Origin of the sequence: Serratia sp. 506_PEND, from assembly GCF_001076875.1 — a bacterium.
Taxonomy (GTDB): domain Bacteria; phylum Pseudomonadota; class Gammaproteobacteria; order Enterobacterales; family Enterobacteriaceae; genus Serratia; species Serratia marcescens.
This window is the reverse complement of sequence record NZ_JVEL01000522.1, coordinates 1-17,324: the sequence shown is the minus strand read 5'-3', so window position 1 is coordinate 17,324 and position 17,324 is coordinate 1. Positions and strand designations below refer to the sequence as shown.

Sequence of the window (17,324 nt, the reverse complement as noted above, 5' to 3'; positions counted from 1 at the left end):
AGCCGATCGGCGCGTCCAGCCAGACGTAGAAGTATTTGCCCGGCGCATCCGGGATTTCGAAGCCGAAATAAGGCGCATCGCGGGAGATGTCCCACTGCTGCAGACCGGATTCGAACCACTCCTGCATCTTGTTCGCCACCTGCTCTTGCAGCGCGCCGGAGCGCGTCCACGCCTGCAGCATTTCGCTGAAGGCCGGCAGATCGAAGAAGAAGTGCTCCGAGTCGCGCATCACCGGCGTCGCGCCGGAAACTACGGACTTCGGATCGATCAGTTCCGTCGGGCTGTAGGTGGCGCCGCACACTTCGCAGTTGTCGCCGTACTGATCCGGCGATTTGCATTTAGGGCAGGTGCCCTTCACGAAACGGTCCGGCAGGAACATGCCTTTCTCCGGATCGTACAGCTGAGAAATGGTGCGGTTCTTGATAAAACCGTTTTCTTTCAGGCGGCTGTAAATCAGGGTGGACAGCTCACGGTTTTCATCGCTATGGGTCGAATGGTAGTTGTCATAGCTGATGCCAAAGCCGGCGAAATCCTGTTGGTGTTCTTGGCTCATCTCCGCGATCATTTCTTCCGGTTTCACACCCAGTTGCTGCGCTTTCAGCATGATCGGCGTGCCGTGCGCGTCGTCCGCGCAGATGAAATGCACTTCGTGGCCGCGCATTCGTTGGTAACGCACCCAGATATCCGCCTGGATGTGCTCGAGCATGTGGCCGAGATGGATGGAACCATTTGCGTACGGTAGCGCGCACGTCACCAATAATTTTTTCGCGACTTGAGCCATAGTGAGAACTTGCTTTCTGTAATGAATAAAAGGGCCTTCGATGTTAACCGATCGCGCCCTTCGCTGCTAGGGCGGTTTCTTACAGGTTATACGCGCCAGCTACCGGGCAGTTCTGATATGCTTAGCCGGAAGCGACTCATTCAAAATCAAGGAGCCGGGATGAACGCAAAATCCCCTGAGCAGACCAACCCCGAAGTTCTGCGCGCCCTGGTGACCGGTGTACTGGCCGCCTTTGAACACCCGACGTTGAAAAACAACCTGACCGCGCTGAAGGCTATTCATCACTGCGCATTATTGGACGACGTACTGCATATCGAACTGACGATGCCGTTTGCCTGGCAGAGCGGTTTTGAAGCGCTGCAGGCGAGCGTCGGCCCTGAGCTGTTGCGCGTGACCGGCGCCGCCGCCATCGACTGGAAGCTGAAACACGATATCACGACGCTGAAACGCGCCAACGGCCAAGCCGGGATCAAAGGCGTGCGCAACATCATCGCCGTCAGCTCCGGCAAAGGCGGGGTGGGGAAATCCAGCACCGCCGTCAACCTGGCGCTGGCGCTGGCCGCCGAAGGCGCCAAGGTCGGCATTCTGGACGCCGACATTTACGGCCCGTCGATCCCCAATATGCTGGGCACCGAACATGAGCGGCCGACTTCGCCGGACGGGCAGCACATGGCGCCGATCATGGCGCACGGCCTGGCGACCAACTCCATCGGTTATCTGGTGACCGACGACAACGCCATGGTGTGGCGCGGCCCGATGGCCAGCAAGGCGCTGATGCAGCTGCTGCAGGATACGCTGTGGCCGGATCTGGATTATCTGGTGCTGGACATGCCGCCGGGCACCGGCGACATTCAGCTGACGCTGTCGCAGAACATTCCGGTGACCGGCGCGCTGGTGGTCACCACGCCGCAGGATATCGCCCTGCTGGATGCCGCCAAGGGCATCGTGATGTTCGAGAAAGTGCATGTGCCGGTGCTGGGCATCGTCGAAAACATGAGCGTGCATATCTGCAGCCACTGCGGCCACCATGAGCCGATCTTTGGCACCGGCGGCGCCGAGAAGCTGGTGCAGAAATATAACAGCCGTCTGCTGGGGCAGATGCCGCTGCACATCTCGCTGCGTGAAGATCTGGATCGCGGTACGCCGACGGTGATCAGCCGCCCGGAGAGCGAATTCGCCGACATGTATCGTCAACTGGCCGGCCGCGTGGCCGCGCAGATGTATTGGCAGGGTGAAGCGATCCCGACGGAGATTGCCTTCCGCGCGCTGTAATCTGCCTATGGCGATGAAAAACCCGGCTTAAGCGCCGGGTTTTTTTATGGGATGCGGGTAGGGTTGTGCAAATCTGCCCGGGTATAAGGGCGTTCGATCTGCGCCAGCGTTTTGGCGATATGTTCCAGCAATCCCTGGGTGGGGGCCGGCTGCCGCTGTCCCATCAGCGCCAACGGCAAGGCCAGCGCGATGGCCAAATGCGGCCAGGCAAGCTGTGGTCGCGCTTTCCCTCGCTGCAGCCATAAAAACAGCGCGCTGGCCAGGTAGCCTAACATCAGCCCGCTGATGACCTCGGATACCGAATGCACGCGGATTTCCAGGCGCGACACGCCGATGGTGAAAGGCAATATCCATCCGGTCACCAGCGCGATGCTGCGCACCGGATGGGAAAATCGACCGGTTAAAGCCCAAAGCAGCGGCGGCCAGATGCTGGCCGCGAGGGCCGAATGGCCGCTGAATCCGGTGAAATCATAACTTGCGCTACCAATGCCCCAGCCCATAAAGGCCAACTTGGACAGGCAGACCAGTCCGCCGGTGAAACCGAAAATCAGCGCCCATTGCCAACCTGCAACGCGGGTGGCGGGCGATGCGAGCAGCAATAAAAACAGAATCAGCGCGCAGGGCAGCAGCAGCATGCTGTCGCCGAAAAAAGTCAAAAAATACCAATCCAGCACATCATTCTCCGATGAAAGACTACGGGGTCCCTAAGTCAGCGCAGGAGTGTAACCTGTTGCGGGGCATTGCCCTAGCCGTGAGAATCTTAAAATGCCGCGTGCCCGTGGCGTGGCAGCCCGAATTCACCCGCCGCCGCGCAATATACAGTGGCGCAATCCCCGGCGACTCCCTATAATTGTCGCGTTTTAGTTCCCCCCTTCACACTATGAAATCAGGTCTTTAATTTTATGACTGACAATCCGCATCAGTGCGTCATTATTGGTATAGCTGGCGCATCTGCCTCCGGAAAAAGCCTTATCGCCAGCACGTTGTACCGCGAACTCCGCGAGCAAGTCGGTGATGAGCACATCGGCGTTATTCCAGAAGACAGTTACTATAAAGACCAGACTCACCTGACCATGGAAGAACGGGTCAAAACCAACTATGACCACCCGAGCGCCATGGATCATAACCTGCTGTTCCAGCATCTGCAGATGCTGAAGGCCGGTAAGGCGATCGAGCTGCCGCTGTATAGCTACACCGAACACACGCGCAAGAAAGAAACCGTCCACTTGGAACCTAAAAAAGTGATCATTCTGGAAGGGATCTTGCTGCTGACGGATATCCGTTTGCGCCAGGAGATGAACTTCTCGATCTTCGTCGACACGCCGCTGGATATCTGCCTGATGCGCCGTATGAAGCGCGACGTCAACGAGCGCGGTCGCTCGATGGATTCGGTGATGGCGCAATACCAGAAGACCGTGCGCCCGATGTTCCTGCAGTTTATCGAACCTTCCAAACAATACGCCGATATCATCGTTCCGCGCGGCGGCAAAAACCGCATCGCGATCGATATTCTGAAAGCCAAAATCAGCCAATTCTTTGAATAATGCCGCTTAATGGCCGGAAATGCGCATTTCCGGCCGACGGCCAACTATTTGCACCCCGGCGTAGACCTTTCGCCCGTTGTGTGGCAATTTTTGTTTAGTTACGCGTTTTGATGGAGAAGAAAGACATGAGACTGTGCGACCGCGATATAGAAGCCTGGCTGGATAGCGAGAAACTGGTGATTTCGCCGCGCCCGCCGCTCGAACGCATCAACGGGGCCACAGTAGATGTCCGTTTGGGCAATCAGTTCCGCGTGTTCAGTGGCCATACCGCGCCTTTTATCGATCTTAGCGGACCGAAAGACGAAGTCAGCGCCGCGTTGGATCGCGTGATGAGCGACGAGATTGTCCTGCCGGAAGGCGAGGCGTTCTTCCTTCATCCCGGCGAACTGGCCCTGGCGGTGACGTTCGAATCCGTGACGCTGCCGAACGATCTCGTGGGTTGGCTCGACGGCCGTTCTTCTCTGGCGCGTCTGGGGCTGATGGTGCACGTGACCGCGCACCGTATCGATCCGGGCTGGCACGGGCGCATCGTGCTGGAGTTTTACAACTCCGGCAAGCTGCCGCTGGCGCTGCGGCCGGGGATGCTGATTGGCGCCTTGAGCTTTGAGCCGTTGTCCGGCCCGGCGGCCCGGCCATATAACAGCCGGCAGGACGCAAAATATCGCGATCAGCAGGGCGCAGTAGCCAGTCGAATCGACAAGGACTAACGGCGCGGGATGCGCCGTCGGTGTGGCGCTGACAAGAGGGTGGCATGAGAAGATTACTGACGACATTGGCGATTTTACTGGTGGTCGTGGTGGCGGGAATGTCCGCGCTGGTACTGCTGGTCAATCCGAATGATTTTCGCGGTTACATGGTCAAAAAGGTCGAGCAGAAGAGCGGCTACCAGCTAACGCTTGAAGGCGACCTGCGTTGGCATATCTGGCCGCAGCTCAGTATTTTGGCCGGGCGCATGACGCTGACCGCGCCGGGCGCCAAGGCGCCGGTGGTGAGCGCGGAAAACATGCGCCTTGACGTCAAACTGTTGCCGCTGCTGTCGCATCAGCTGTTTGTGAAACAGGTAATGTTGAAAAATGCCGTCATTCGTCTCACGCCCGACAGTGAAGAGCACTCGCAAGTGGACGCCCCGATTGCGCCGGCCGGCAGCGGCGCTGATGCGGCAGACACGGCCTGGAAGTTCGACATCGATAACTTGCGCGTCGTGGACAGCCTGCTGATTTGGCAGCGCGCCGACAACGCGCAAATCAATGTCCGGGACATCAATCTTACCCTGCAGCAAACGGAGAAACGGCAGGCGCAGCTTGAACTGTCCAGCCGGGTCAACCGCGATCAGCGCGACCTGGCCTTCAGCATGACGGCCGATATCGATCTGCAGCAGTTCCCGCACCAGATCGGCGCCAAAGTGACCCAGTTCAATTATCAACTGGCCGGGGCGGACATTCTTAACGGCGGCATTCAGGGCGAGGGCAATGCCCTGGTGGTCTATCAACAGACGCCGGCACAGATTGCCGTCAGCCAGCTGAACGTCAGCGCCAACAACAGCCAGTTGGCCGGCGATATCAGCGCCACGCTGGGGGCGGTGCCGGACTATGTGGTGAATCTCAATTCAGCTAACCTCGATCTCGACGCGCTTTCCGGTTGGCAATCCAGCACCAATACCGCCGAACAGCCCGCCGTAACCGCCCCGCCGGTGATCGCCAGCCAGGTCGACGATCGGCAGCAGAACCTGGAAGCGCTGCGCGATTTCAACGCGCAGTTGAACCTGCAAGCGGCGCAGTTGACCTATCGCGGTATGAACGTCACCCAATTGGCCGTTGCCGCGGACAATCAACGCGGCCTGCTGACGCTGCATAAGCTTGCCGGGCACTTGGCCGGCGGTGATTTCTCCTTGCCGGGATCGCTCGACGCACGCGGCAATAAACCGGTCATCAGCGTGCAACCGACGCTGAACCAAATTGAGCTGGGCACGGTACTCAAAGCTTTCGACATGCCGCAGATGCTGACCGGCAAGTTCAGCATGAAAGGGGATCTGACCGGCGATCGCCTCTCTTCACAGTCATTTGAGCACCGCTGGCGCGGTACGGCGCAGCTGGCGATGCAGGATGCGCAACTGCACGGTTTGAACATCCAGCAACTGATCCAACAGGCCGTGGCGCGCAATGACAACAGCGTGCGCGGTCAAGACAGCTATCAGCGCTATACCGAAGTCAAAAATGTTTCGGCGCAAGCTACCCTGAACCAGGGCACGATCAAACTCAGCGGCCTGACGGCGGATTCGCCTTTGCTGGCGCTGACCGGCGCCGGCAGCATCGATATGCCGGGCAAACAGTGTGATATGGCGCTTAACGTGCGCGTCACCGGCGGTTGGCAAGGGCGCGGCGAGCTGATCGAACAGCTGCAAAAAACGCCGATCCCGCTGCGGGTCTACGGGCCGTGGCAACAGCTGAATTATCAACTGCAGGTCGATCAGGTGCTGCGTAAAACGCTGCAGGATCGGGCCAAGGATGCGCTGAACAAGTGGGCTGAAAAGAACAAGGGTTCGCGCGAGGGTCAGGATCTGAAAAAGCTGCTCGACAAGCTGTAATATTACCGAGAATGGGCTTTTGTCGTTTTTATTGTAAGCCTAAATTATTTTTCGGGGTGGTGGCAATTGTCCTTGATATTATAACCGCGAGGACAATTGCCACGGAATACTTCAGTTTTCTTACCAACAGCGGGAGTCAAAGCTTAGCGATATTCTTAATCTATTAGGCCGTTTGACACCAAATTTTGATGATGCAGCAAATCTCCATAGCGACCGGCCTGTGCCGACTATCCAGAGGGTTTTTCTTTTGATGACTGGGCAGTGTTAACTAGGTTAATTCTTATTTTTAATGACGTCATTGTTAATTTCTTTATGTCGATATAATATTGAAGATTATCAACTCTCATTTGTGTAGGTTATATGCGCTATATTAAAGAACTGGAGGGGTTGCGAGGCTGCATGGCCTTGTGGGTTGTACTAGGGCATGCATTGGCTGCCTTGCCTCTCATTTCGCACAAAATCCCTCCGGCTATATTAAACTCATATGCCGTAGATGTTTTTATTATCCTGAGCGGCTTTGTTATCTTCTTTATGATAAATAATAAAAAACAAAGCTATGGCGTTTATTTGACTCAGCGTTTATTTAGAATATTTCCAGTATATATTTTTGCATTGACGGCCTCTATCTTATTAATCCATTTCTCCCAAAGCGTCCTTATCAGCTCACCTGAATCCCCGTCGACGGCTCACCGTCTTGAACTCATTGATGCGTTTCTGCAGCAACCCGTGTGGCACAGCCTTGCCCACTATTCACTACTTCAGGGGCTGATTCCTGGTTCCATCTTGCAGGATGCGCCATATACCATCATCGGGCAAGCCTGGAGCGTTTCGGTGGAATGGCAATTTTACCTTATCGCACCTTTGCTTTTTATCTTGATAAATGGAATGCAAGATAAGAAAAATCTGGTTGCATTAGTCGCTATATTTGTCATCTTGATTTTAGGTGGGTTTATATTATCTGGTGGCTACGTGGGTAATAACTTGCTGGCCTTCTGTATCGGCTTTATTTCATTCTTCTATTATCGAGATGTTCAACCCGGTTTATCAAAAGGGAAGAGTCGTGCCATTTTTGTCGCGACGTCGATTATTGCGGTGTTGATGTTGAAAAAAGATGCGATCCCTGTCGTTATTTGGCTTATCGCCTTTAACGTGGCGATTTCTAAACAGCAGTATTTCTCTGATTCCCTATTTACTCGAATTCTTGATAGTAAGCCTATTCTGTTCTTGGGCCGGATCTCTTACTCTGTATATATGATTCATATGATCGTATTGTATTTTGTTCTCTATGTGGCAAATCAACTCGGTATTGAGGGTTGGCTGAGTTACGTCGTTGTGCCAGGCGCAACCGTCATCATTTCGATCGTGCTGTCATACATGACATATACAGTCATCGAAAAACCGTTTATTGCTTTAGGTAAACGCCTGACAGCAAGCAAAGAGCGTCAGGTCTCCTCCGCGCTGACATAACAGCGCACTTCTGGCTGAGGTTTTCTGCGCTCGCAGAGAAAAACTATCTTGCCCATCGGGCAAGATAGTGAACACTGCAATTTTTTGACTTCCTTGAATCATTTCCCTCCGCAACATTGATGAATGTCATGTCCTTTCGTGCGATGTTTAGGCAGAGTCAATCGCAAATTCTGCATTCGTGGCAGACTTCCACAACATGAAAAATAGATTGAGGAAACATGATAGAGCTTCTTATTGGCGCGGCGGTGGCGGCGGGCGTGGGCCGTTATATCATCAAAGGGTATTCCGCCACGGGCGTCTTGATGGTGGGAGGGCTGCTGCTGCTTGGCATCAGCGCCCTGATGGGGAAAACGCTGTTGCCGTCCGGCGCCGCATCTACCGGCTGGCGCGCGACCGATATGATCGAGTACGTCAAGATCTTGCTGATGAGCCGCGGCGGCGATCTGGGCATGATGATCATGATGCTGTGCGGTTTCGCCGCCTATATGACGCATATCGGCGCCAACGACGTGGTCGTCAAGCTGGCCTCGCGCCCATTGCAGATGATCAATTCGCCTTATCTGCTGATGGTGGCGGCCTATTTTGTCGCTTGCCTGATGTCATTGGCGGTTTCTTCCGCGACTGGACTCGGCGTATTGCTGATGGCGACGCTGTTCCCATTGATGGTGAACGTTGGCATTAGCCGCGGCGCCGCGGCGGCCATTTGCGCTTCGCCGGCGGCGATTATCCTGGCGCCGACTTCCGGCGACGTGGTGCTGGCAGCCAAGGCGGCGGAAATGCCGCTGGTGGACTTCGCGTTCAAAACCACGCTGCCTATCTCGATTGCGGCCATCGTCTGCATGGCCGTGGCGCACTTTTTCTGGCAGCGTTATCTCGATAAGAAGAGTGATGAACAGCACCACATCATGGACGTCAGTGAAATAAAAACGCATGCGCCGGGGTTCTACGCGATATTGCCGTTTACGCCGATCCTCGGCGTGCTGATCTTCGACGGCAAATGGGGGCCGGAGCTGCACATTATTACCGTGCTGGTAGGGTGCATACTGTTGGCGGCAGCGATCGAGTTCGTGCGCAGCTTCAGCGCCAAACAGGTATTCAGCGGCCTGGAAGTGGCGTATCGCGGTATGGCGGATGCATTCGCCAGCGTGGTGATGCTGTTGGTGGCCGCGGGTGTCTTCGCGCAAGGGTTGAGCACCGTCGGTTTTATCAGCGGGTTGATCGGGTTGGCGCAGTCGTTCGGTACCGGCGGTTTGATCATGATGCTGGTGTTGGTGGTGATCACCATGCTGGCGGCCATGACCACCGGCTCCGGCAATGCGCCGTTCTATGCGTTTGTCGAACTGATCCCGAAACTGGCGGCACAGATGGGCGTGAATCCTGCCTATCTGGTGATCCCGATGCTGCAGGCCTCTAATCTCGGCCGTACGCTGTCGCCGGTTTCCGGCGTGGTGGTGGCGGTCTCCGGCATGGCGAAAATCTCGCCGTTTGATGTGGTGAAGCGTACTTCAGTGCCGGTAATTGTCGGGTTGGTGGTGGTGATCGTGGCGACGGAGCTGCTGGTTCCCCAGTAAAAGGAAGGCCGGGCGATGCCCGGCCTCGATGTTAAACCTCGTACTCCTCCGGTGGAGGCGGCGGGGTGATCTTCACTTTCAGGATGCGGTGGCTGTTGACCTCCAATGGTTCGAACAGGTAGTCACCGATCTTGATTTGTTCTCCTTCTTGCGGCACGCGCTGGCTGTGTTCCATCAACAGCCCCGCCAGCGTGTGGTATTCGCGCTTTTCTTCCAGCGGCATCGGCAGATACAACACCAGATCTTCCAGCGGCATATAGCCGTTGGCGGTCCAACTGCCGTCCTCGTTTTGCTGAATGTCGTGGCGTGCGTCCACCTCTTCGCCGGCCTCCGGCAGGTTGCCGGCGATGGTTTCCATCACGTCCGTCAGGGTGACGACGCCTTCGACGGAGCCGAACTCATCGACCACAAAGGCAAAATGCGTCTGCGCCTGGCGGAATTGCTCCAGGGCGCTTAACAGCGTGAGCTGCTCCGGGAAGATCAACGGTTGGCGTATCAGCGCTCGCAGATCCAGCGGCGCCTGCGCCAGTTGCTGTTTGAGGACGTCGATGGTGTGGATCACGCCCAGCGGTTCGTCGCTGGCGCTGCTTTCCACCACCACGATGCGCGTGTGCTGATTACGTTCCAGCAACTGCGTCAGCTTTTCCTGCGGATCGTTCAGCTCAAGGTATTCGACGTCGTGACGCGAGGTCATGATGCTACTGACCGTGCGCTGCGCCATGCCGAGTACGCGTTCGATCATGCGCCGCTCTTGCTGATTGAAGATCTCGCCGTTTTCGCTGTCGCTGTCCGCCAGCAGGTTGGCGGAATGGCTGTCGACTTCCGCTTCTTCATGTTTGCCGCTCAGCATGCGCAGCACCGCTTCGGCGGTGCGTTCACGCAGCGGCCGCACCTTCGACAGGAAGCGACGGCGATTGAACTGCGCCAGCTGGTTCAGCGCCTCGATCATGACCGAGAAGCCGATCGCCGCGTAGAGGTAGCCTTTAGGAATGTGATAGCCAAAGCCCTCCGCCACCAGGCTAAAGCCAATCATCAGCAGGAAGCTCAGGCACAGGATAACGATAGTCGGGTGCGCGTTGACGAAGCGCGTCAGCGGTTTGCTGGCCAACAGCATCAGGCCGATGGCGATACAGACCGCGATCATCATCACCGCCAGGTGATCGACCATCCCCACCGCGGTGATCACCGAGTCGAGTGAGAAAACGGCGTCCAGCACCACGATCTGCGCCACTACCGGCCAGAAACGTGCGCCTTTGCGCGCGCCGTGCTGCTCTTCGTCCTTGCCTTCCAGCCGCTCGTTCAGCTCCATGGTGGCTTTGAACAGCAGGAATATCCCGCCGACCAGCATGATCAGATCGCGGCCGCTGAAGGGGTGCTCCGCGACGATGAACATCGGTTTGGTCAGCGTCGCCAGCCACGAGATGGAGGCGAGCAGCGCCAGACGCATGACCAGCGCCAGCAACAAACCGACGACACGGGCCTTATCTCTTTGTTGTTTTGGTAATTTGTCCGCCAGAATGGCGATGAAGACAAGGTTGTCTATACCCAGCACGATTTCCAGCACGACCAAAGTGGCCAGGCCGGCCCAAATTGTTGGATCAGCGATCCATTCCATACGCCCAATTTCACCTGTAAGTTCTACGGCTTATGCCGCACGGGAATGATGGGCGTTGAGGCGGCAAAATTCAACTTTAATCGGGAGGATGTGGTTCAGAACAGGAGGATTGCCGTAAACATCGATCGGCGCCGAGCGGCCAAAGGAATCAAGGGCCTGGGGAGCAAATATCTACCGGGATGCCATGCGCTCAGAAAAGAAACGCCTTATTAAATTTATTTAAATCAAAACATTAAAACAATTTTCTTTGGCTATGATTCTTATCGGTATGCGGCACGAGTAGTCTTATTCTGAAAACGGCTGACTGGGGGGATCTAAGGCTTGTATCACTTAGACATTAGTATAAGAATCTTAGTCATATAACGGCAGTAACTAACATTGTTTGGTTATAAAGGCACCGGTTTTTTTATTTTTTTGTGAACAGCATGACAGTTCAAACGAAGAATGAGTGCCGCTTTGCATAAAAATTGCCTGTCTCATGCAATGACGTGGGGGGATGCGTCATTAACAGTACTTTGGTAGCTGCAAGCCAAGGGCGGTAGCGTGCCCGATTGGATCCCCTTGTTCACGCTGCACAGATGAATGCAGCGCTACGATGAATTGGAATGAAAATGCAAACAAGACTTAAGGCAGTGATCCCCGTTGCGGGCTTGGGAACCCGTATGTTGCCGGCGACCAAGGCTATCCCTAAAGAAATGTTGCCCGTGGTCGATAAGCCCTTAATTCAGTACATTGTTGCTGAATGCGTGGCGGCGGGGATTAAAGATATCGTATTGGTCACGCATTCATCGAAAAACGCGATTGAAAACCATTTTGACACTTCGTTTGAGCTGGAGGCCATGCTCGAAGCGCGCGTGAAGCGCCAACTCCTGAGTGAAGTGCAAAGCATTTGCCCCCCGGATGTGACCGTGATGCAGGTGCGTCAAGGACAGGCGAAAGGGCTGGGGCATGCGGTGCTGTGCGCCAAACCAATGGTGGGTGATGCTCCTTTCGTTGTGCTGTTGCCCGATGTTTTATTGGATGATTCTACGGCGGATTTGCGCAAAGAAAATCTGGCTAAAATGATCCAACGTTTTGGTGATACGGGTTACAGCCAAATCATGGTTGAACCTGTGCCGGAACAAGATGTGTCCAAATACGGTGTGGTAGATTGCGCAGGCGCGACGATCGCCGCGGGAGAAAGCGCTCCGATGACGGCGGTGGTTGAGAAGCCGGCCCGCGAGGATGCCCCTTCCAATCTGGCCGTCGTCGGCCGGTATGTGCTTGCCGCCGATATTTGGCCGCTACTTGAGAAAACCCCTCCCGGCGCGGGTGATGAGATTCAACTGACCGATGCGATTGCGATGCTGATGGATGAACAAACGGTTGAAGCATTCCATATGAGCGGTAAGTCCCATGATTGTGGCGACAAGTTTGGCTATATGAAGGCGTTTGTGCAGTACGGTCTGCGTCACGGTTCGGAAGGTGAAAATTTCAGCCGCTGGTTGAAGCAGACGTTGGGAAAGTAACAGGCTGTCGCCACTGCGGCTGAAAGCGATCACGAGATTGAATGAGGTCTACCATGACGAAGTTGAAAGCGGTTATTCCCGTTGCCGGATTGGGCATGCGTATGCTGCCGGCGACCAAAGCGATTCCGAAAGAGATGTTGCCAATCGTTGATAAACCGTTGATTCAATATATTGTCAACGAATGCGTCGCGGCGGGGATTAAAGAGATCATCCTGGTGACGCATTCTTCCAAGAACGCCATTGAAAACCATTTCGATACCTCATTCGAGCTGGAGGCGATGCTGGAGGCACGCGTGAAACGGCAACTGCTGGATGAGGTGCAGTCGATAACGCCAAAAGGCGTGACGCTGATGCACATTCGCCAGGGGCAGCCAAAAGGACTGGGACATGCCGTTCTCTGCGCTAAACCGTTGGTCGGTGATTCTCCATTTGTCGTTCTGTTGCCGGACATCTTGCTGGATGACGCAAAAGCCGACTTGAAGAAAGACAACCTGTCACACATGATTGCGCGCTTTGAGCAGAGCGGCCTGAGCCAGGTTTTGGTGCAAAAGGCAGACGAACACGTACTGCATGATTATTCCGTGGTTGAGTGTGACGCCAGCAACCTGAAACCGGGTGAAAGTGCTCGTATCACATCGATTATTGAAAAACCGGCGCCGGAAACCAAGTTGGAATCCAACTACTCTGCGGTAGGGCGCTATGTCTTGTCCGCCGATATTTGGCCGCTGCTGGAGACCACGGAACCGGGAGCCTGGGGGCGTATTCAACTGACCGATGCGATTGCAGAATTGTTGAAACACAAACCGGTAGAGGCGACGGAGCTGGTGGGGGAATCGTTCAACTGCGGTGAAAAACTGGGTTACCTTCGCGCTTTTGTCACTTATGGGTTGCGTCACCCAACCCAAGGCAAAGCTTTCCGTGAATGGGCTGAACAGCTGTCGCTTTGAGTAAAACTTCTCGCTTCTCTCGATGAGGGCCGTTGCCATCATGGCGGGAGAAGCTAGAATAGTTGTTGAATTTTGGGGAATTTCACTGTCCCATTTTTTATATTAGTATACATTTTACTGCGATTATCCGAGTTGCTATGGCGAGAGAGTTTTATGCGGTATGGCCATGTGCTTATGACAAGTCGCTGTTATTAATAAAAAATTAAAGTTTAAACTCGCCTCCGCACTGATTTTTACCGGTGCTGGGCATCACAGTTTATTTATCCTGCTCATAATAGCTTTGCTCTTATCAACGGCAGATAAACGTTCTCGATAATTGCAAACAGAGCCCATGTTTTGAGACGGCGCAGCAAGCGACAAACAGTTTGATAAGGTTACAGAGACGCTGCCACGGTTGGCGCGCATAGTAGCTTTGCAGATACATTTACTTGAAAGTGATGATAATTTGATGGCAAAACGACAATTGAAAGCGATATCACTATTGATATCGATTAGCGTAATCAGTGGATGCACTGTTTTTCCTGGAACCCATTTATCGACCAGCGGAAAAGACGTCGTAAAACAAGAAGATGCTGACTTCGATATCGATAAGCTGGTCAACATTTACCCTATGACACCGAAGCTGTTGGACTCAATGCGTCCGACACAGGTGGTTGCTCAGTCGAATGCGCAGCTGGATGCATCGTTGCGTACGTATGAGTACCGGATCGGGATCGGCGACGTCCTTAACGTTACCGTCTGGGATCACCCTGAGCTGACCACGCCTGCGGGGCAATACCGCAGCGCCAGCGACACAGGCAACTGGGTACACTCCGACGGCACGATCTTCTATCCTTATATCGGTAAGGTAAACGTGGTGGGTAAAACCGTTACCCAAATCCGCGATCAAATCGCCTCCCGTTTGGCTCAGTACATCGAAAGCCCGCAGGTTGACGTCAATATTGCCGCTTTCCGCTCGCAAAAAGCTTACGTGACGGGCGAAGTTACCAAATCCGGGCAGCAGCCGATCACCAACGTACCTTTAACTGTGATGGATGCGATTAACGCCGCTGGCGGTCTGACTGAAAATGCCGACTGGCGCAACATCGTTCTCACGCACAATGGAAAAGAGCAGAGTCTGTCGCTGCAAAAGCTGATGCAGAATGGCGATCTGACCCAAAACCGCCTGCTTTATCCGGGGGATATCCTCTACATTCCGCGCAATGACAATCTGAAAGTGTTTGTCATGGGTGAAGTTAAAACGCCGGCAACCCTCAAAATGGATCGCAGTGGCATGACGTTGACGGAAGCTCTGGGGACCACCCAAGGCATTTCGCAAACCAGCGCCGATTCTACGGGGATATTTGTTATTCGTCCTCTGCATGGGACTCAAGGCAACAAACTGGCTAATATTTACCAGCTGAACATGTCAGATGCGACGGCGATGGTGATGGGGGCTGAGTTCCAACTGCAGCCTTACGACATCGTCTATGTGACGGCAGCTCCTGTTGCGCGTTGGAATCGTCTGGTATCGCAGTTAGTGCCAACCATCGATGGTTTCAACAACCTGACGGAAGGTACTTTGCGTATTCGTAACTGGCCGTAGAGGAATACGCCATGTTTGATTCTGTTTTGGTCGTATGCGTTGGTAATATCTGCCGCTCTCCAACCGGAGAGCGGCTGCTTAAGCAACAGCTGCCGCACAAGAAAATTGCTTCTGCCGGCATTGGCGCTCTTGTTGGTAAACCCGCAGATAGTGTTGCTTCTGCAGTGGCGGAGTCGCATGGTCTTTCTTTGGATAACCATGTCGCGCAGCAATTAACCAAGGAAATGTGCCGTGACTATTCTTTGATACTGGTAATGGAAAAAAACCATATCGAGGCCGTATGCCGCTTGGCTCCCGAGGTTAGGGGGAAAACGATGCTGTTTGCCCATTGGTTAGGTCAGAGTGAAGTTCCGGATCCCTACAAGAAGAGCCAAGAAGCGTTTGAGTTTGTATACAACCTTCTGGCGGAAGCTGCGCAGAAATGGGCACAAGCATTAAATCGTTAACCAGAGATGACAATGATTGATAATAGCAAATTGGGCCCCAATGCGGGTGCAAGTAATGATGAGATTGATTTGGGTCGGCTACTGGGGACTTTACTAGATCACCGTTGGCTAATTATAGGGGTTACGACATTATTTGCCGTTATTGGTATTGTCTACTCTCTTTTCGCAACGCCGGTTTATCAATCTGATGCGTTAGTCCAGGTTGAGCAAAGTTCTGGAAACTCGATCCTCAATAACCTTTCCGAAATGCTACCTTCCGGTCAGCCTGGTTCAGCTGCTGAAATAGAGTTAATCAAGTCACGCATGGTTCTGGGCAAGACAGTGACTGACCTGAACCTGAATACGGTTGTTGAACAAAAGTACTTCCCTGTATTCGGTCAGGGTTGGAACCGCCTTATGGGGAATGAGCCTGGCAAGATTGCATTGTCACGGCTTTCAATTCCTTTGGGATGGAGTGAAAAAGACATCGAATTGGAAGTTATTGATAAAAATAACTTCGTTTTGAGCGTCGATGGTGATGAATTCCTTAAAGGAAAAACCGGTGAGTTGGTCAAACAGAAAGGCGTAACATTACTGGTCAGCGAGATTGACGCTAAACCAGGCACTGTCTTTAGTGTTTCTAAACGTAGCGACCTGATGAGCATTAACAGTGTTCTCGCTTCTTTAACGGTGGAAGATAAAGGGAAAGACACTGGTGTTCTGGCGCTAACGTTGCTTGGTGAAGATCCTGAGCTGGTGGGCAAGACTCTCGACAGCATTTCGAAAAACTACTTGCTGCAAAACGTTGAGCGCAAGTCGGAAGAGGCAGCCAAAAGCCTGGACTTCTTGAAAGAACAATTGCCACAAGTCAGGTCTTCTCTGGATCTCGCGGAGGATAAGCTCAATAAATTCCGTCAAGATAATGATTCCGTTGATCTGTCACTTGAAGCCAAATCCATGTTGGACAGCGTCGTTTCTGTCGAGTCGCAATTGAACGAGTTGACATTCAAAGAGGCTGAAATTTCCAAGCTGTACACCAAAGAACACCCTGCATATCGGGCGTTGATGGAGAAACGCGGCACGCTGGAAGGTGAACGTGAAAAGCTTAACAAGCGTATCAGCGTGATGCCGAAAACCCAGCAAGAAATTTTGCGTCTTACTCGTGATGTCGATGCGGGCAAAGAAATCTATACGCAACTGCTTAATAAACAGCAGGAACTGAGTATCACCAAGGCCAGCACCGTAGGTAATGTGCGTATCATCGACCCCGCGGTTACTCAGCCAAAACCGGTTCAGCCACGTAAGACCCTGATTGTACTGCTCTGCGTAGTTCTGGGGGGCATGTTCTCCATTGGCATCGTTATGCTCAAAACCATGCTGCATCATGGGATTGAGAACCTGGATGAGCTGGAGCAACGTGGCATTAACGTTTATGCCAGTATTCCGCTGTCAGAATGGCAACAGAAAAAAGATCGTGAGGTATTACTGCGTAGCAACCGGAAATCTAACGCACGGGCTAACTCTTTGCTTGCCGTTGGGAACCCGGCTGACTTGGCTATTGAGGCTGTGCGCAGTCTGCGTACCAGCCTGCATTTTGCCATGATGGAAGCGAAAAATAATGTGCTGATGATTTCGGGGGCGAGCCCAAATATCGGTAAAACCTTTGTCAGTATCAACTTGGCTGCCGTTATTGCGCAAGTGGGGCAGCGCGTATTGGTAATTGATGCCGATATGCGTAAAGGGTATTCGCACAGCTTGCTTGATACTAGCTGGCAGAATGGTCTTTCAGACATCCTTTCTGGCAAGATTGACGCCAAAACTGCGGTACGGCCAACCCAGATCGGTGGTATGGACTTTATCCCTCGTGGGCAAGTTCCTCCGAACCCATCAGAGTTGTTGATGCACAGCCGGTTTAGCGAGCTGGTAGAGTGGGCTAACGAGAACTACGATCTGGTACTCATCGATACACCGCCGATTCTTGCCGTGACTGACGCAGCGATCATAGGTCATCATGTAGGAACCGCG

Annotated in this window: 14 protein-coding genes; 11 read left to right on the top strand and 3 right to left on the bottom strand. The window is 53.7% G+C overall.

From position 1 onward, the window contains the following. On the bottom strand, positions 1-781 hold a 781-nt coding region (gene metG, locus ADK28_RS21995), incomplete at its 3' end, for a methionine--tRNA ligase (protein ID WP_048796654.1). A 159-nt stretch (positions 782-940) separates the two neighbouring features. On the opposite strand from metG, the gene apbC reads away from it, so the two are divergent. Continuing rightward, a complete protein-coding gene (gene apbC, locus ADK28_RS21990; protein ID WP_016928441.1) occupies positions 941-2,053 on the top strand; it encodes an iron-sulfur cluster carrier protein ApbC in 1,113 nt (370 codons plus the stop codon). A gap of 44 nt (positions 2,054-2,097) precedes the next feature. Here the strand turns inward: apbC and ADK28_RS21985 are convergent, their stop codons facing one another. Then, positions 2,098-2,727 (bottom strand): phosphatase PAP2 family protein, encoded by a 630-nt coding sequence (locus ADK28_RS21985; protein WP_033640876.1) that lies wholly within the window; start codon positions 2,725-2,727, stop codon positions 2,098-2,100. A 228-nt stretch (positions 2,728-2,955) separates the two neighbouring features. On the opposite strand from ADK28_RS21985, the gene udk reads away from it, so the two are divergent. The 5 genes from udk (at position 2,956) to dcuC (ending at position 9,219) form a co-directional block, all read left to right on the top strand. After that, positions 2,956-3,597, top strand: coding sequence for a uridine kinase (udk, locus tag ADK28_RS21980; protein ID WP_004938922.1), 642 nt, complete (start codon positions 2,956-2,958; stop codon positions 3,595-3,597). Positions 3,598-3,722: 125 nt separating this feature from the next. Beyond that, positions 3,723-4,304, top strand: a complete 582-nt coding sequence (dcd, locus tag ADK28_RS21975; protein WP_048796653.1) for a dCTP deaminase — start codon at positions 3,723-3,725, stop codon at positions 4,302-4,304. A 44-nt stretch (positions 4,305-4,348) separates the two neighbouring features. Then, positions 4,349-6,181 (top strand): outer membrane assembly protein AsmA, encoded by a 1,833-nt coding sequence (gene asmA, locus ADK28_RS21970; RefSeq protein ID WP_048796652.1) that lies wholly within the window; start codon positions 4,349-4,351, stop codon positions 6,179-6,181. A 360-nt stretch (positions 6,182-6,541) separates the two neighbouring features. After that, complete coding sequence (locus tag ADK28_RS21965; RefSeq protein ID WP_048796651.1) at positions 6,542-7,648, top strand: acyltransferase family protein; 1,107 nt, start codon at positions 6,542-6,544, stop codon at positions 7,646-7,648. 218 nt (positions 7,649-7,866) lie between these two features. Beyond that, positions 7,867-9,219: an anaerobic C4-dicarboxylate transporter DcuC gene (dcuC, locus tag ADK28_RS21960; RefSeq protein ID WP_015377222.1), complete on the top strand. Its 1,353-nt coding sequence runs from the start codon at positions 7,867-7,869 to the stop codon at positions 9,217-9,219. A 31-nt stretch (positions 9,220-9,250) separates the two neighbouring features. Here dcuC and ADK28_RS21955 read toward each other — a convergent pair whose 3' ends face one another. Beyond that, on the bottom strand, positions 9,251-10,834 hold the full coding sequence (locus ADK28_RS21955) for a TerC family protein (RefSeq protein WP_016928437.1): 1,584 nt from the start codon (positions 10,832-10,834) through the stop codon (positions 9,251-9,253). Positions 10,835-11,445: 611 nt separating this feature from the next. Here ADK28_RS21955 and galU point away from each other — a divergent pair. The 5 genes from galU to wzc form a co-directional block, all read left to right on the top strand. Continuing rightward, positions 11,446-12,342, top strand: coding sequence for a UTP--glucose-1-phosphate uridylyltransferase GalU (gene galU / locus ADK28_RS21950; RefSeq protein ID WP_028127951.1), 897 nt, complete (start codon positions 11,446-11,448; stop codon positions 12,340-12,342). 53 nt (positions 12,343-12,395) lie between these two features. After that, entirely contained in the window at positions 12,396-13,289 is an 894-nt protein-coding gene (locus ADK28_RS21945) for a UTP--glucose-1-phosphate uridylyltransferase (protein WP_048796650.1), read from the top strand. A gap of 448 nt (positions 13,290-13,737) precedes the next feature. Further along, on the top strand, positions 13,738-14,874 hold the full coding sequence (locus tag ADK28_RS21940) for a polysaccharide export protein (RefSeq protein ID WP_048796649.1): 1,137 nt from the start codon (positions 13,738-13,740) through the stop codon (positions 14,872-14,874). Between the two features lie 11 nt (positions 14,875-14,885). Beyond that, positions 14,886-15,320 carry a protein-tyrosine-phosphatase gene (locus ADK28_RS21935; RefSeq protein WP_048796648.1) on the top strand — a complete coding sequence of 145 codons (435 nt, stop codon included), beginning with the start codon at positions 14,886-14,888 and terminating at the stop codon, positions 15,318-15,320. A 12-nt stretch (positions 15,321-15,332) separates the two neighbouring features. After that, positions 15,333-17,324: tyrosine-protein kinase Wzc (gene wzc, locus ADK28_RS21930; protein WP_048796647.1), on the top strand; the 1,992-nt coding region annotated here is incomplete at its 3' end.

Coding starts and splice junctions, on each gene's coding strand:
- apbC (WP_016928441.1), top strand. CDS start 941: ATGAACGCAAAATCCCCTGAGCAGACCAACCCCGAAGTTCTGCGCGCC.
- udk (WP_004938922.1), top strand. CDS start 2,956: ATGACTGACAATCCGCATCAGTGCGTCATTATTGGTATAGCTGGCGCA.
- dcd (WP_048796653.1), top strand. CDS start 3,723: ATGAGACTGTGCGACCGCGATATAGAAGCCTGGCTGGATAGCGAGAAA.
- asmA (WP_048796652.1), top strand. CDS start 4,349: ATGAGAAGATTACTGACGACATTGGCGATTTTACTGGTGGTCGTGGTG.
- ADK28_RS21965 (WP_048796651.1), top strand. CDS start 6,542: ATGCGCTATATTAAAGAACTGGAGGGGTTGCGAGGCTGCATGGCCTTG.
- dcuC (WP_015377222.1), top strand. CDS start 7,867: ATGATAGAGCTTCTTATTGGCGCGGCGGTGGCGGCGGGCGTGGGCCGT.
- ADK28_RS21955 (WP_016928437.1), bottom strand. CDS start 10,834: ATGGAATGGATCGCTGATCCAACAATTTGGGCCGGCCTGGCCACTTTG.
- galU (WP_028127951.1), top strand. CDS start 11,446: ATGCAAACAAGACTTAAGGCAGTGATCCCCGTTGCGGGCTTGGGAACC.
- ADK28_RS21945 (WP_048796650.1), top strand. CDS start 12,396: ATGACGAAGTTGAAAGCGGTTATTCCCGTTGCCGGATTGGGCATGCGT.
- ADK28_RS21940 (WP_048796649.1), top strand. CDS start 13,738: ATGGCAAAACGACAATTGAAAGCGATATCACTATTGATATCGATTAGC.
- ADK28_RS21935 (WP_048796648.1), top strand. CDS start 14,886: ATGTTTGATTCTGTTTTGGTCGTATGCGTTGGTAATATCTGCCGCTCT.